This is a genomic window from Desulfoferrobacter suflitae (assembly GCF_022603395.1).
Lineage (GTDB): Bacteria > Desulfobacterota > Syntrophobacteria > Syntrophobacterales > Syntrophobacteraceae > Desulfoferrobacter > Desulfoferrobacter suflitae.
Genome location: NZ_JAIBKA010000004.1, coordinates 326,267 through 341,357, shown reverse-complemented (window position 1 = coordinate 341,357; position 15,091 = coordinate 326,267). Strand labels below are relative to the sequence as shown.

The following is a 15,091-nucleotide window of genomic DNA, read 5'->3' as shown; positions in this document are numbered from 1 at the left end:
TTTGCCTGTTGAAAACCACAGAATCCATATCCATTGCTATTTCGAACCGAAACGCTTTTCGAATTCAGACCAGGCAGTTGCGTAGTCTTCTCCCCGGTCGCAGCAATCAAACGGCGCCTGGTAGACGATGGTGCGCTCGCGGGGGCCGCCAGGCAGAGTGTCATCGGTGATGGTCTGCTCCACCGTGCCGGATTGCATGTCTTTGATCTCGTTCCACTCCGCTCGGGAAAAGCCGACGCCGGGCAACCCCTTGCTACAGGTGAATACGATGCGGCCGTTTCGGTCCCACCAGGTGTCGGCTTCATACTGGCGCAGAACCGGAAACTGCACTCGGTAGATGGTTTTCAGCTCTTCCAGGGTGAGCCCCAGGGCCATGGCCGCCAACACATCGATCTCCACCAGTGCCTGGCGGCGGGCGTAGTCGGTGCGCAAGGCGCAGTTCCGGTGCCATTCGGGAGTGAGATTGGTGAAATGGGAATTGGGAAGCCTGGGATCGGATTTGGTCCAACAGTCTTCCCTAAAAAACGGTTTCCAACAATGCGACCAGAGTTCGCTGTAATAAGCTGTTAAACATGTCAAAATTAAAGCTCTTAAGGCAATTTCAATACGTTCGTATAGAGGAAATTGTCTTAATGTAGATTCATAAAGATCGCTTCTGCCGGTCGTTTTAAGAAAAAAGTCATAAAGAGTCGATAAACAACAGCCATAAAAATCCAAAAGGTTTGTTTCATTTTTGAAGGTGGTTGATAGCACTGGATGGATATGTCCAATCTGCTTCGGAACAATCGCAGGTATCAGAGATCTTTCTGACGAAGCCCCAAACATTCGACGATTCACTAAACGATAATAATCCGTCACCGGCTTTTTTTCTCCCCACGGCACTTTGGGAGTGCGGCGCAGGTATTCGGCCGGGTCGCAGTCCGGGACGTAATTGGTGCGGGGCAGATAGTCGTCAGGGAGCTCGGTCAGGTCGAGCACATCGTAGTGTGAATTTTGAGTGCATACACGTCGTGGTGTTTTGTAGAAAGGATTTCCCACAAAGAAATGCGGTCCCGAGAGGATCCACTGCTCGGGCGTCTCCGGGAAACAGGTCTCGCGCCGAATGGTGCCGTCCTTTTGGGTGTTGGTCTCGTGCCACATTTCCGTTGAAATATATTCTTCCTTCAAATCTCCCAGCCTCCTGGGATATGTGGCGAATTTTTCCAGGACACTGACAAGTTCCTGGGAGTGCAAGGCCGGCAGGCGCGCCTGCAGCGACGGGGTGCCTTCGGCATCGTAAAGCCTGGCAAAAAGTGTCAGTTCCTTCTCAGTCACTCGGATAATTCGTTTGGCATGCCCCTGAACATTCCACTTGTTATTTTCATCCTTGATGCCTGGAACCGGTCCCTCTCCGCCGTGGTCAAAACAGGCGTAGACGGTTTTAGGCGTGTAGAGATTGGCGATGTGGAGAAAAGCAGGGGCCATCGGTTTGTTAGCATAGATGTTGATGCTGAATTTTGTGTGATGGTCCACGTCACCGAACAAATTGAGTTCGTTCTGAAACTGGAAATGCGCCCGCAACCGCTGATAAACGGCTTCTCGGAAATTGCCGCCCCTTGGGTCATCATAAACCCCCTCGGGATGCAGGAAGGCCGAAAGCCCCTCCTCTCTTCCGATCATCCACGCCTGGGGCAGAAAACATTTATAGAGATTGGTCTGGATGCCTTTAAGCGACGGGTAATTTCGATAGCCATTCAAAAAATTCTGAGTTCCCTCGGCTTCTTCAAATGCCTGCAGATAAGCGCCTTTAAGCTCAAACTTTTCCAATGTCTCGGCCCGCAGGTCATTGAGTTTGGCGGCACTGAATTTACGCAAAACAAAAAGCGGCTCGGCATCGCCCAAAACGCCGCCTTCTTCCCATTCGACCTTGATCCAGGGCGGATTTCCGAGCACCAAATCGAAGCCACCCCGCCCAGTAAAAATGTCGGCAAATTCCAACTCCCAGTGCAAAAATCGATATCTTTCAGCCAGGGTTTTGACCAGCCCGAAGCGCTCATTTTTTCGACAAAGCTCGTCGACGTTCACAAACCCATAGCGGTTCACCATATCCATGGAGATCTGTTTGGGCCGTGGGTCGGGGTAAAGGGTGAGCTGCCCTCTTGGCGCATAAATCGATTCGTAGAGGTTGCCTTCCAAAATGAGGCTGATCTCCAACAAGAATTCTTCACGGGTGGGCAAAAGCTCCGCCCTTTCAATGGGCCAGAACCACAATGCACACCAGTAGTCCATGACCAGTTTCAGCCGTCGGAAGGCGCTCGAGTTCGGGACATCTTTCGAATGCAGTTCTTCGAGCAAAACCCGGTCCTTCCAATCGTTGTCGGTCTGTTTTCCGGCGTCGGGTCCGGGCCGGCCGAATACCTGCAGAGGATCGGCGGTGCGATTTCGTATGGATCGCTGCTGCTTCACATGAACCTTCCACAAACGGTCCACGGCGGCAGACAATTCTTCGAGCTGAGCGATTTGTTCTTGCGTGAACGGTCTGGTGAATTCCTTGCGCCAGTCGTTTATGGCCTTGATTTGGGTCTCCGCCGATTGCTTGATGACCCGGTCGGTGTAGCAGGCCATGCCTTTGTCGGGGAGCAGGAAGTGGTAGACGCTCTTTTCGAACCTGGTCTCACCCAACGGCACCCGCTCGGGCACTTCATCTAGCCAAAGAGGATCGGAAGATCTGTTTTTCTTTAGGAGATTCGAAGCATAGACTTGCCGTCTCGACCCGATCAGCGAATTTCCGCAGGCAAGCTGCATGCCGAACCAGGGAACGTAAGCCCCTTCATAAATGGTGTTCAGCCACAGAGACACCTCGGCCAGTTCGACCGCCACCGGATTCAGGTCCACCCCGAAGGCGTTGTTGTCGGCAAGGTACATCTTGACCTTCTGTTTTTCCTGCAGGTAATCGTCATGGGGGATTTCAACACCCGACTCCTTCTGCTTTCTGGAAAGATAGGCTTCGGCCAGCTGATTGATGGCTTCGTTCAAAAAGGCGGCGCTCCCCATGGCCGGCTCGCAGATGGTGAGGTCAAGAATTTCGTCGGCCGATTTTTTTTCGAGAAGTTCTTTCAGTGCATATTTGACCAAACACTGGGTCAGCGACTCGGGGGTGTAGTAGGAAGCCGACTGCTCCCGGTCCCGCCCGGCCAGCCGGTAGATGAAGTGACCCCTGGGATATTTCACCAGTGTTCCGTCTTCCTGGAAGACTTTTTCTTCGTCCGTGTACTTATGCAGCTCTTCGGCTTTGATGAAGTAGCCGATATCGAGGTCGCTGTGTGGTTCGCCCGCCTTTTTCACTTCGTAGAGGTCCGTTTCGGCGAAAAAGCCCCGATAGGAGAGGAGCGCCTCGTACACGGCCCCCAGCTGGTTGATCCCGAGCTGCGCATAGGAGATCCGGCCGCGCCGCTCCCTGCGACTGCGGGGATTGGTGAGCGACATGAGCTTGATGACGTCCTGCAGGACATGGTTTCTGAATTTCACCCCATTCAAAAGCTGCGTCCGATTGGGGTCGAACAGGTGGGAGTTGAGGGGGGTGACGGAAAATATGTGATAATGGCTTCCTCCCACCCGTTGTTCCGGCTTGAAGCCCCGGTAGACGAGATCGAACAGAAGCTGTATGGATTCATGGATGAAAAAGCCGTTTCGCGATTCTTCGGTGGTGAGCTGCACCATCTCAAGGTCCCGCAGACTTTCCAGGCTGTACCCCTGCCGGTACGCGTCGGATTTCATCGGGGCATAGCCGAGCTCCGGGCGGGCCTCGATGTAAAACAAAAAGAGCAGCCGGTACATATAGCGCAGGCACTCGATGGTCAGCTGCCCGGCCAGTTCACGGCCGTAGATTTTTTCTTTGCGCACCTCGCGCAAGTAATAAACCGCCTCGTTTCCGATCAGCTCGATGCTTTTGCGCAGGGCGTATTTCAAATCTTCGGATACGGCGAAGGCATGCTTGTGGGAGCTCTCATCGAGAGTGTCCAGCAGACAGAGGCCGTCTTCCGGGCAGACGCTTTCCCGATGCAGAAGAGCGGCCACGGCTTTCATGGTGGAAAGTTCGCGGCGGCCGAAGATTTCCCGCAGATCGAATCTCAAGAAGCGTTTCTGATTCCACTTGGTCCGATCCAGCAGAAGGATCTGGGAAAGGTTGACCAGGACCACCCAGCGGGGCGGCTCCGACAGGCCGAAAATCTTCCTGGATATGAGTTCGCTCCAGGTTTGGCCGTTGATGGTGTGTTCGGGAGCTTCAGGGCCGGTTGCAAGCCCGTCATGAAAAGGAAGCTCCAGAGGATCGGAATTGTCGTTTTCGGGATTGAATGCATTCACCAGCCAAAGCTCGGGCGCCCCGCTCGATTTGGCGATTTCTCCGATGACGGGCAAAAGAAGGCCGTCATCAAGGGCTCGCGTTTGCGGCTGGTTGGGATATCCCAGGGCCGAGCACAGCTTGCGGATAAACTCATTTTCCAGATCGCTCTTTTCTTTGGTTTGCCTGGTTTTTGCCTGCTGATCGGCGGTCTTGAAGTAGTCCCCCGCCAAACCCCGCAGTTGGGCGTAGGGTGGACGCGAATCGGCTTCTTTTTTTTGCTCCTCCCACCTGGCGAATAAATCCTTCAAATCATTTTCCAGTATGGCGCTCAGATAATGGTGGGTGTAGAATTCATTTTCATTGGTGATGCCGGTTAGATCGATGGCCATCGGTTCAACCTTTCAACACGGCGACAACCTGGATGTAGGGTTTGTCTTCGGTTGTCATGGTATCTTCAATCCATTGGATGTATTCATCAAATAGCGCGTCGATATGCCTGCGCGCCTGGTCTTTCCGCTGCTGAACGATCTTGCCGTGCTGCCTGCTCTCTTCGAACTGAACTTCAAGCCGGCGGTGCTTCCGGGAGCGCAAGTTTTCCAGGGCATTCAGCCGTTCGTTCAGTTTTTCGTTGATGATCTCTTCAAATTCCTTTCTGCGCTCGCTCATCCATTGTTTCGCCTGGTGGACGGCCGCGGGGAGCAACGATTTGATGTCGCTCAAAGGAACGTCATTTTGTGGATTGGGGAAAAGCTTGGAACCCAGGCCGGTGCGTGCAACGACTTCGGTAAACTGTTCAATTGAGGTAAGGCGGCCGTCCCGGAAGCACACCCCGAACCAGCAGTGCACCAGCGGATGGCTTTTGCAGTTGGGGATCAGGCCGGATAGAACAAAAACGATTTCATCGGAGCGGAGAACGCCCGGCAGCTCCAAGACAGGGGCTTCATGGCGGGCGAAAGCCGCCTGCACCTTGTCATTGATCCACTCCACAACGGGATTCTGTTCCCACAGGTAATGGATTTTGGGCCAGGCGTTTTCTTCTTTGCGGGCGCGTTTGATTTCCTCCTGAATCACGGCCTTGTCCGCCGACAGGACGAAATATCCATCCTCGGGCCATATTTCTCTCGGCAAAACTCGAAGCCTGGCCTTCAGTTCGTCGTTAAGCTGAATGTCGGCCCTTCTTTCCTCCGCATAAAAGTCGGCACGAAGATTTGTCTTTTTGTTCAGATAGCCGACGGCAGCTTCAAGATAGTGATAGTCGCTGCTAAAAAGGGACGGCATTTTAAGGCATGCGGCTTCTGCCTCCTGCCCTCTGGGCGGCTCTTCTTCCGCAAAAAGAATCGACAGCATATCCGGCTTTTTGGACTTGACGGAGCTTTCAAATTGTTCGGGTGACTGACCGGATTCCATCGCGCCGGCGGTGATGGCTTCCTCTTCATCGATATCGTAGACTTTCATGAATTCCGCGGGATCGCCGATGTTCTTGACGGCTTCCTTGTCCTTTTGGATGAGGAGCTCGAGGATGCGCATGTCGCCCCGTATCTTTTCCACACTGCTTTGGGTGATGAGATAGGTGATCTGCGGTGTGCGCTTTTGGCCGTAGCGATCGATCCGGCCGTTTCGCTGCTGGAAGACCATGAGCGACCACGGGATATCGAAATGGATCAGGCGGTGGCAAAGGTAGTGTAAATTGATGCCCTCGGAGGCCACATCCGATGCGATGAGCAGGCGAACCGGCGACTCCTCTTTGCCGAACTCTTCCACCACCCGCTGCTGCTCGATATCGGACATGGAACCGTAAAGGACTTCAACCTGGCTCTCTTTTAGGGCAAGGTCCGCTTTAAGATGTTTCTTCAAGAATTTCAGGGTTTCGATCCGTTCGGTAAAAAGGACCATTCGATCTTCCTTGTCGCTCCCCGTCCACCCGCATCCGTCCGTTTGGTCCTGGATGACCGAAACGAGTTTTCGATACTTGGAGAAGCTTTTTGCATCGACTGCGGCAACTGCTTCGCGCAATTCATTGAGCGACAGAATATCCGGGGCGTACTTGGAGTCCCCGGTTTTCTCCAGCGCTTTGATGCGGTGATCGATGGTTTCAATGCAGGCCGCCGGACTGGAAAAAAGGGCCTTCTCGAGGGTCGTTTGGAACAGGCGGCCGGCGCCCCGGTGCTGATCGATGCGGGTGAATTTTAACTTGGCCAGAGCGTCGAATGCCGCCTCTTCGGCCGGGGCGGCCTCACAGTAGACTTCACGGATCTCCCGTTCCTTGAATGCCGCCTCCACCTGGTGCTGGATGTCTTTTTTGAAGCGCCGGATGTACAGCCCCTTGATGTCGTCCGGTCCGTAGTTGTCGGGGTTGGCAATGGCGGTGGGGTCGAGCATGTTCATGAGGCTTGCAAAACTGCGCGCTCGACCGTCATGCGGGGTGGCGGAAAGCATGATCAGGGTATCCGATCTGCCTGCAAGCAATTTGGCGAGCTTGGCCCGCATGGACGAGCCGTGGCCCCGTTCGGCAACGTTGTGGGCTTCATCGATGACGATGATGTCCCAGTAGGCATTTTCCAGGGACGTCCGGTATTCTGTGTCCTGCTTCAAGGTGTCGATGGAAATGATCGCTTTGTCGAAGTGATGAAATGGATTGTGGTTGGTGGGTATCCTGGAGCGGATGCGCTGAATTCCAATGGAATCCAGCCGCACCAGAGGAATGGTGAAACGGCACCAAAGCTCCTTTTGAAACTGGGTGAGCATGCTTTTGACCGCCAGAACCAGAATGCGCTTGCCCTTGCCCCTGCGGATCAACTCGCTAAGCAAAATGCCGGCCGCCATGGTTTTTCCCAGGCCGACGGCATCGGCAATCAAAATTCGCCGGCGGGGCTGCTTCAAAGCTTGAATGGCGGGGTCCAACTGGTAAGGCACATAATCCATTGCCGCCTTGTAGCCGCAGTAAAGGTTCTCATCAGTCGGCGGCACACGCCTCAAAAGGCTTTCCATGTACAGCAAGGATGCGCTGTAGCATGGAGACTCGTCCCGCACCAGTTTGGTATCGGCCGGGTCAAGCATCCCGATGTTCTTATCGATTTCGGTGAGAAAAATGGCTTCCTTGTCACGGACAAGCTCGGATATCCCCGTGACGGTCAGCGCCTGGCCGCCGGTGGAGGTCCGATCCACTCTTTTGACCAGCCATTCCGCATCACGCACGACGATTCTTGCTCCGGGGGCGTAAATTTGTTGTGTCATACCTGTTTTTCTATACGGGAAAGAAGCCATGCCGGATGACAACACACACCAGAGAATCAGAAATAATTGTAAACAAATGACTGCTCACTGTTCACGGCTTCGCATCGTTCAAGGTCCAATCGTACTGGTAATCGATTTTTCCCTGGAAGTTCTCTAGTTGTCGAGTCAAAGACGGCCCTGCGTATTGTTTCAGGTGCTTAAGAACCGCATCTCGCGACCCGCCAAAATCTTCCCGGAACCAATCGTAGATGGAAGAGAGTATGAACTTGTCGGAGCTGACCACCGTAACCCCGCGAGGATGATTGATGTAGTCTCGCGCGGCTTTATTTAACACTGACTCGGTGTTCTCAGCCGTCAAGGGCTTGGGCTGCAAATTTGGACAGCCGATACTGGCGCAATTGACCGCATAATGGACTCGGTTGTCTCGCCAGATGGGCCGAAGGATACGATGTTCAATATCGTCAAGGGAGATCTTTTCGCCTTCGACCTGGATCAATTTGGCTTTCCATGGACCGCCGGCAAAAAGCCCAAGCAGGCCGGAGGATGGTTTGATGTCACGGATGCTCTTGACCGGATAGTGGTCCAGTATGACCCTCACCGTCAGGGCGTTGTAAAGATTGATCCAATAGGCCTTTTGCTCCGCTCGATTGAGTCCCGTCACCTTGACCTGCTGTAACCGGCCCAGATAGGCGGTCAGCTCTTTGCGATCGCTTTCGGTCACCTTGGAATAGCGCACCAGGTTCACCCCCGAAGGGTCGTCGGTCACGAGGTAATCTTGCAGAAATCGCCCCCAAGAGGAATGATCGACTCTGGTCGGACTTGAGGCATCATAGCTGTTCCATTTGGCCCACAGTTCCGCCCGGGGCGCTGCATCGACGGGCGCCGTACCGGCCAGTGCGACCCCGATGATTGCCATCCAAATTATGAACGGGCGACGCGGCGCCCCGCACTTTTTTATCGCTAAAGATCTGTTCATTGTTCGTTCCTCAATATAAAGGGAGGGAGACATCCGGGGGGACATCCCGCCCTTGGCTTGATGTTTTTGATCAGGAAAAGGTTGTCGCCGTCAGCCGTTTCCAACGGGGATGTCTCCAGCCATGGCACAGCCTTTCTTTTTTGGGTTATTCGCCCTTCAACATGCCGAGAACTCTCTTAAATCCATCCCGGACATTATGCCTGTAGCGGCGCAGCCTGCCCCAGAAATCCGTCCTGACCAGGCCGAGCCAAACAGCGAACACTTTTTTGACAAACGGGGTGAGGCGGGTGCGGTTGTACATGTCCGCGGTCTGCCTGACGCCTTCCGCCTGCGTCGGGTAAGGGTGAATGACGTTTCCCAGGGTCTTAAGCCCCAGGCCGCCCACCATGGCGAGACTGATCTCGTTGATCATTTCTCCGGCGTGGCTGGCCACAATGGTCGCTCCCAGGATCTTGTCGCCTCCTCTTTTCACGTGTACCTTGACAAATCCCTCCTCTTGCCCGTCAAGAATGGCACGGTCGACCTCCTTGAGCGGCCGGATGAAGGTATCGACCTCGATGCCTCGTTCTTTGGCATCCCTCTCGTACATACCCACGTGGGCCACTTCAGGATCGGTGTAAGTCGACCAGGGAATCGTCAGGGAGGTCCATTTTTTGCGGCCGTGAAACAAGGCGTTTTGGATCACGATGCGCGCCGTGGCATCCGCCGTGTGGGTGAACTTATAGGGCAGGCAGATGTCTCCCGCGGCATAGATGCGCGGGTTGCTCGTTTGCAGGTGGTCGTTCACCGAAACACCGCTTCTTTTGTCGTATTCCACCCCGGCTGCATCCAGACCAAGGCCCTCCACATTGGGGGCGCGGCCAACACCGAGAAGGATTTCATCGACCACAATGCTTCCCTCTTTACCCTCCTGTTGGAAGATAATGCGTTTGCCTCCATCGACCCGTTCAATTTTCTTCGGGCTTGCACGCAAGAGCAACTCGATTCCTTCCCGCAAAAAAGCCATCTGCAGGATGGCTGCCGCGTCGCTGTCCTCCCGGCCCAGCAGGTGGTCCGACATTTCAAAAATGCTCACCTGCGAGCCCAGACGATGAAACGCCTGCGCAAGCTCGGAGCCCAGTGGGCCGCCGCCGACCACCGCCAGACGCTGCGGGCGCTCGGTCAGAGTGAAAACGGTTTCATTGGTGAGATAGCCGGCTTCTGCGAGACCTTCTATGGGCAGCCCGATGGCTCTTGCGCCGGTGGCGATCACGGCCTTGCTGAAGTTGAGGGTTTGGCCCGCCACTTCAACGGAATCAACCCCGGTGAAACGGCCGTCGCCCAAATAGACATCGACTCCCAGGCTGCGAAACCGTTCCGCCGAATCATGCAAGCTGATCCTTGACCTCAGCCTTCTCATGCGCTCCATGGCCGCCGCAAAATCCACCACGATCTCGCCGTCAATATGGACACCAAAGCGCCCCGCCGTGCGCACCTCATGGGCCGCACGCGAAGCCCGAATCACTCCTTTGGACGGCACGCAGCCCACATTAAGACAATCTCCGCCGATCAAATGTCTTTCTATCAGGGCGACTTTCGCCCCCAAACCCGCCGCCCCGGCAGCGGTCACCAGACCCGCCGTTCCCGCTCCGATCACCACCAGGTTGTAGCGACCGAAGGGCACGGGATTCTTCCATGAGGGAGGATGAACATTGCCGACCAGCGTCTGATTGTATGTGTCCTCGGGCAGTACTCTCACCGTGTTTTTGCAGTTCATGATGGTACCTCCTATGCAACAGGTCATCTCTAGCGCAGCGCGGCGCTGAGTTTGCCGGCCAGGTCCATGAAGTCTTCTCGATCTCTTCTGCGGGGCCGCGCCAACTCGACCCGGAGTTGCTGCTGGATGCGCCCCGGAGCTGTGCTCATAACCAGCACCCGATCCGCCAGGGCGACGGCTTCGGTGATATCGTGCGTCACAAAAATGATGGTGTGGGACAATTGCCGCCACAGCGTCAACAGCAGGTCTTGCATCTCTTCCCGGGTCTGTGCATCCAGGGCGGCAAACGGCTCGTCCATGAGCAGCACCTGGGGCTCCAAAATAAGTACCCGCGCCAAGGCCACACGCTGCTTCATGCCGCCGGAGATGTGCCGCGGCAGGTAGTTATGAAATTCTCTCAATCCCACCAGAGCAAGGAATTTATCGACTTGTTCACGCACCTCGGTAGTGCTCAATCCTTTGCCCCTCAAGCCAAAGGCCACGTTTTCCCGCACCGTCAGCCAGGGGAAGAGAGCATCTTCCTGAAACACCATGCAGCGATCGGGACCCGGGCGGGCGACAGTTTCACCGTTCAGCAACACTTTTCCCGCACTGGGGGCCAGGAAGCCCGCAAGGATTTTAAGCAGGGTCGATTTGCCGCACCCGCTGCGTCCAATGATGCAGACCAGCTCACCCCGCGACACTTGAAAACGAACTTCATCCAAAACCGTTAGAAAAGAAGCTCCAACCGGGAAGACTTTCCTCACTCCGTCGACTTCAATCAGCGCATCCTCCGGTCCCGGCCGGCGGGCTAAAGGAATGACCTTGGCCCGGGTTTTCAATTCAGCCTCCTGGCGCTTTTGAAACATGAACGCAGCAGCACCGTCAACAGGCGGTCGCTCACTCGGCCGATCACCGCAATGACGATGATGCCGACGACGATGAAATCCGTTCGGCCCAGCATTCTGGCATCCATGATGATGGCCCCGAGTCCGTTGGGAACTCCGGAAAGTTCGCCCAGCACCAGATAAGCCCAGGAAATTCCGAGGCCCAAACGGAGGCCTGTGATGATATGGGGCATGGCCGCGGGCAAGAGAATGGCAAAAGTGCCGCGCACCCGACCCACGCCCATCATCGCTCCCGCCTGCAGCAAGAGCGGGTTGACCTGGGTCGCTCCGGCGGCGGAGTTCAAGTAAATGGGGAAAAATGCCGCCAGGGCCACCAGAAAGACGGTGGTTTTCATGCCGATGCCGAACCAGATCATGGCCAGCGGCAGCCAGCTGATTCCGGGGACGGCGCGCAGCCCGTTGATGGAATTGCTGAAAAGCTCATGGACATAAGGCAGCCGCCCGGAAGCTATCCCCAGCGGGAGCCCAAGCAGCACGGCCAGGGCAAACCCGCAACCCACCCGCACCGTGCTCGATCCCAGGTCGGCAAGAAACCTTCCGGCATAAGGACCACCTCCTGCCTCGCCGAAGATATAACTGTAGCCGGCTTTGCCGATTTCGAGCGGCCGCGGAAGCAGATAACCGGGGACCACCTCGGTTTTGCTGACGATAATCCAAAGCAAAATGCCGAGGCATGGAATGATCCAAGGGAGGATGAGCGGACCGTTGAAGTATTTTTCTTTTTTCCACATGGCAGCCTTAGACTGATCGTTGTCGAAACTCAAAAAAATCCGCCGGTGATTCCCATGTTTGATCGCACAGCATTTTGATGGCGTGTCTTGCCAACCGTTCCTTGAAAATATCTTTAAGGTTTTCCTCCAATGCTTCGGGGGTCTCCCCTTGGGTCCAGTAGTCGGGGTATTCTTGCAAGTATCCGGGCCACATGCCTTCATCCTGCCAGTAAACATATTTTACTGTTTTCATAAGTTATTGCTCCTTGAACCTTAAGTGCTGATGACTTCGTCCACCGCTGGTTTCATTTAACACAGTTCTGAAGACCAACCTACCGGGCTTTTCTCCGTTCTTCCTGCACCTTGTTGACAAAAGAGAGATCGAACAGCTTTTCATAGTCCGGCTGTCTGTCGATGATTCCCAGCGCCTGCATGCGCTCTCCAAGGGCCCGTGCGCGCTTGACGAACGTTTCGTCCATGGTCCATGCCAATTCCATGTTCGGTGCAGCCTCCTTTAAAATTTCAAGAGATGTCCCAAATTCGGCGGCGCGCTTCAGCCATTGATCGGGGTGGGCCTGAAGATATTCGGTCGCCCGAGCATGGGCGGCCACCAACCGCTGGACCAGTTCCGGATGCGTTTCAACGGCATCACGGGTCACCAGCATGCCGGCATTGATCGTGCCGACACTTTCATCATAATAGGGATACGACAAGACCCTTCCGTAGCCCTGATGGACGGCCGTGGTCGGAAAGGGTTCACCGGAGAGGAACGCATCGATATCGCCTCGAGCCAGGGCTGTTCCCATGTCGAAGAAATCGACGCGCATCAGCTGCACGTCCTTGTCGGGAGTGAGACCATTTTGTGTCAGGGTCTCCCGCAGTAAAATTTCATGCATGGTGCCGGGAACGTAGCCGATCCGTTTGCCTTTGAGATCTTTGATGGCATGGATGGGACCATCTTTTTGCACAACCAATGCCGAACATTTGTTGCACAGGGCGGCGACAACCACCACCGGCTGCCCCATGGACGCCGAATGGATGGCATGGGCCAGAGTGGTGCCGCACATATCGAGGCTTCCGGCCAACAGAGCGGTCTTTTGATCCGCCGGGTTGGTGAAGGGGAAAATCGAAATCTTTTCCTCACCGGAATAGAAATCCTGGTAGAAAAAGGGCTGAATGGTCTGCGCTGTTTTCCACGTGCCGACCCGGACTCCGTCTTCGGCGGCAGCGTCGAACGCCGCCAAAACCATGAGCGCAAACGAGCAGAGCACCGCTGTTAAAACATTACCGAAAAACCGCATGGCTTCACTCCTTTATAGGTCATCGATGGTTAATGAACCTCTAACGCCGGCAAGGCGGCTCAAGTCGTAGTAGTCGCGGTTGACACGGATTCCGCACCTAGTCTTTCGTCTTGCGCGTTGACCGGGACTTGACGGGCAACGGAGCCAAAACAATTGGAGGGCAGGTCGGGATTCCAACCCATCTCCATCAGCATTTTTCGACATGCACGAGCGTCCCGTCCGATCCCTTCACTGGAATCCGGTCTATTGTCCCGCGGGCTCGATCCGACTTCAGGGAACAGCAGATTCGCACCGGCCATGAGGGAGGTGCCATTGGGCTCGTGGGTACAGTGAGCCCGTGGAATGTCGCCCATGACCAGGCGGCTCACGGCGGTGACCTTAGCCAATTCGAGCTCGTTCACCATGCCGTACCTGCTCATGGGAGAGCCCGGGAAGTTGATGCGCCGCATGGCACCCGAATAGGCGGCTCGATACTGCCTGGCAAGAAACATCAGGTCGACAATCTCCTCCACGCTGTGCTCCGGTCCCACAGGCTCCACACAGTTCATCCACAACAAACCGACATCCCGCAGCACGCTGATGGTGGCGATGCGTTTTTCCCGGCTGAACGGCGTGTCTCTCCCTTCACCCAGCCGCACGGCGTGGTAAAAGCCGACAAATCCGGCAGCCAGCAGCCTTTCTCCTTCCTTGTGGCTGATATCGCGGGTGTTGGCCACAAGCGGCGTCGAGACGGCGCCTTTAAGGAGCTTGCCGATTTCCAATAACTTCTCGAAGGAGTAGGTTCCCGTCGTCATGATATTCAGTGCATCCGCTGAACGGGCCTCGGCCAGCCTGGCCCAGGCGAGAACCTGCTGGTAGGGGAATTCGGTTCGCTCGGTGAAAATTCCGGCCCCCTTGGTCAACGAACAGAATCGGCAATCCATGGGGCAGGGCTCGACATTGACACCGATGTGGAAATGACTTTCTCCCTTGTTGCAGAACGTCTGCCGGGAGAGGCGGTCGGCTGTTTGCATGAGCGCATAGCCTTCTTTACTGAGCGGATTGATGTGCATAAGCCTGACGGCTTCAGCTCTGTCTATACCGCCGCCGGCGGCCGCCTTATTGAGAATTTCTGAAATATCTCGAGCTACTTGCCAACTCATCGAAACGATTCTCCTTTCAAAACAAAGTATCCATCCAAATTTTATATAGAGCGGGCTGCGTTCGGCACTCCAAAGGGGGGGAGACGTTCACTTTTGAGTCCCGATAGATCGCGCATGGCCACCGCCAGGTCGATGACCGGCGCGGGTAACTGCAGTTCCAGAGCGCTCTCGGAGGTCCACATGCCGGTGCCTTTCTGTGCCGCCTCGTCGACTATAACGTCTATCAAGCGCTTGCCGGTCCTATCGTCCGGTTTGCCAAAAATGTTTGCAGTGATCTCGACCAGGTAGCTGTTGAGCTCCTGCCGGTTCCATTCGCGGTAGATCGTCTGAATTTGCTCGTTTGAGAGGTGCATTCCTCGTTTCATGATGTCGTAGGTCTCGGCGATCAGCTGCATCAGGCCGTACTCGATGCCGTTATGGACCATTTTTACGTAGTGGCCCACCGCCCCGGGTCCCAAATAAGTTACGCACGCACCTTTCACCCTGGCGGCTATGGCTTCAAAAATGGGGCGCACCGGCCGGGACCAGCATCATTACCGCTTTCGGGTTGCGCAGCAAGTCGATAAATTGCTTCAGCTCCGTTGCGGCTCACATTTCGCTCTTTGTGACGGATCATATGAATATTTTCGTTTAACCCAGCCAAACAAGCAAGTGGCCAATGAACGATGATGAGTCAGCCGGTGTCAAACAAGCAGCACGTATATGACGAAAGCTATGTATTTTATTCCAGCAACTGCCCGTGAATTATTTAGATCCAGTCA

10 protein-coding genes are annotated in these 15,091 nt (G+C 55.1%); all 10 read right to left on the bottom strand.

What is annotated here, in order from left to right; translation table 11 throughout:
• Positions 1 to 36 precede the first annotated feature (36 nt).
• Positions 37 to 4,713, bottom strand: a complete 4,677-nt coding sequence (locus K1V27_RS09130; RefSeq protein WP_258929536.1) for an Eco57I restriction-modification methylase domain-containing protein — start codon at positions 4,711 to 4,713, stop codon at positions 37 to 39.
• Positions 4,714 to 4,717: 4 nt separating this feature from the next.
• Positions 4,718 to 7,558, bottom strand: a complete 2,841-nt coding sequence (locus K1V27_RS09125; RefSeq protein WP_258929531.1) for a DEAD/DEAH box helicase — start codon at positions 7,556 to 7,558, stop codon at positions 4,718 to 4,720.
• A gap of 91 nt (positions 7,559 to 7,649) precedes the next feature.
• Positions 7,650 to 8,534 (bottom strand): DUF547 domain-containing protein, encoded by an 885-nt coding sequence (locus K1V27_RS09120; RefSeq protein ID WP_258929529.1) that lies wholly within the window; start codon positions 8,532 to 8,534, stop codon positions 7,650 to 7,652.
• A gap of 145 nt (positions 8,535 to 8,679) precedes the next feature.
• A complete protein-coding gene (locus tag K1V27_RS09115) occupies positions 8,680 to 10,290 on the bottom strand; it encodes a mercuric reductase (RefSeq protein ID WP_258929527.1) in 1,611 nt (536 codons plus the stop codon).
• A gap of 29 nt (positions 10,291 to 10,319) precedes the next feature.
• Positions 10,320 to 11,111, bottom strand: coding sequence for an ABC transporter ATP-binding protein (locus K1V27_RS09110; RefSeq protein ID WP_258929524.1), 792 nt, complete (start codon positions 11,109 to 11,111; stop codon positions 10,320 to 10,322).
• A complete protein-coding gene (locus K1V27_RS09105) occupies positions 11,108 to 11,941 on the bottom strand; it encodes an ABC transporter permease (protein ID WP_258929523.1) in 834 nt (277 codons plus the stop codon). The genes K1V27_RS09110 and K1V27_RS09105 overlap by 4 nt, the downstream gene beginning before the upstream one ends.
• Positions 11,916 to 12,140 carry a hypothetical protein gene (locus K1V27_RS09100; protein ID WP_258929522.1) on the bottom strand — a complete coding sequence of 75 codons (225 nt, stop codon included), beginning with the start codon at positions 12,138 to 12,140 and terminating at the stop codon, positions 11,916 to 11,918. Before K1V27_RS09100 ends, K1V27_RS09105 begins: the two co-directional genes overlap by 26 nt.
• Before the next feature lie 79 nt (positions 12,141 to 12,219).
• Complete coding sequence (locus K1V27_RS09095; protein ID WP_258929521.1) at positions 12,220 to 13,188, bottom strand: ABC transporter substrate-binding protein; 969 nt, start codon at positions 13,186 to 13,188, stop codon at positions 12,220 to 12,222.
• A gap of 59 nt (positions 13,189 to 13,247) precedes the next feature.
• Positions 13,248 to 14,330, bottom strand: coding sequence for a biotin synthase BioB (locus K1V27_RS09090; RefSeq protein WP_258929519.1), 1,083 nt, complete (start codon positions 14,328 to 14,330; stop codon positions 13,248 to 13,250).
• 41 nt (positions 14,331 to 14,371) lie between these two features.
• On the bottom strand, positions 14,372 to 14,845 hold the full coding sequence (locus tag K1V27_RS09085; protein ID WP_258929517.1) for an NADP(+)-dependent, decarboxylating phosphogluconate dehydrogenase: 474 nt from the start codon (positions 14,843 to 14,845) through the stop codon (positions 14,372 to 14,374).
• Positions 14,846 to 15,091 lie beyond the last annotated feature (246 nt).

Coding starts and splice junctions, on each gene's coding strand:
- K1V27_RS09100 (WP_258929522.1), bottom strand. CDS start 12,140: ATGAAAACAGTAAAATATGTTTACTGGCAGGATGAAGGCATGTGGCCC.
- K1V27_RS09095 (WP_258929521.1), bottom strand. CDS start 13,188: ATGCGGTTTTTCGGTAATGTTTTAACAGCGGTGCTCTGCTCGTTTGCG.
- K1V27_RS09130 (WP_258929536.1), bottom strand. CDS start 4,713: ATGGCCATCGATCTAACCGGCATCACCAATGAAAATGAATTCTACACC.
- K1V27_RS09090 (WP_258929519.1), bottom strand. CDS start 14,330: ATGAGTTGGCAAGTAGCTCGAGATATTTCAGAAATTCTCAATAAGGCG.
- K1V27_RS09120 (WP_258929529.1), bottom strand. CDS start 8,534: ATGAACAGATCTTTAGCGATAAAAAAGTGCGGGGCGCCGCGTCGCCCG.
- K1V27_RS09125 (WP_258929531.1), bottom strand. CDS start 7,558: ATGACACAACAAATTTACGCCCCCGGAGCAAGAATCGTCGTGCGTGAT.
- K1V27_RS09115 (WP_258929527.1), bottom strand. CDS start 10,290: ATGAACTGCAAAAACACGGTGAGAGTACTGCCCGAGGACACATACAAT.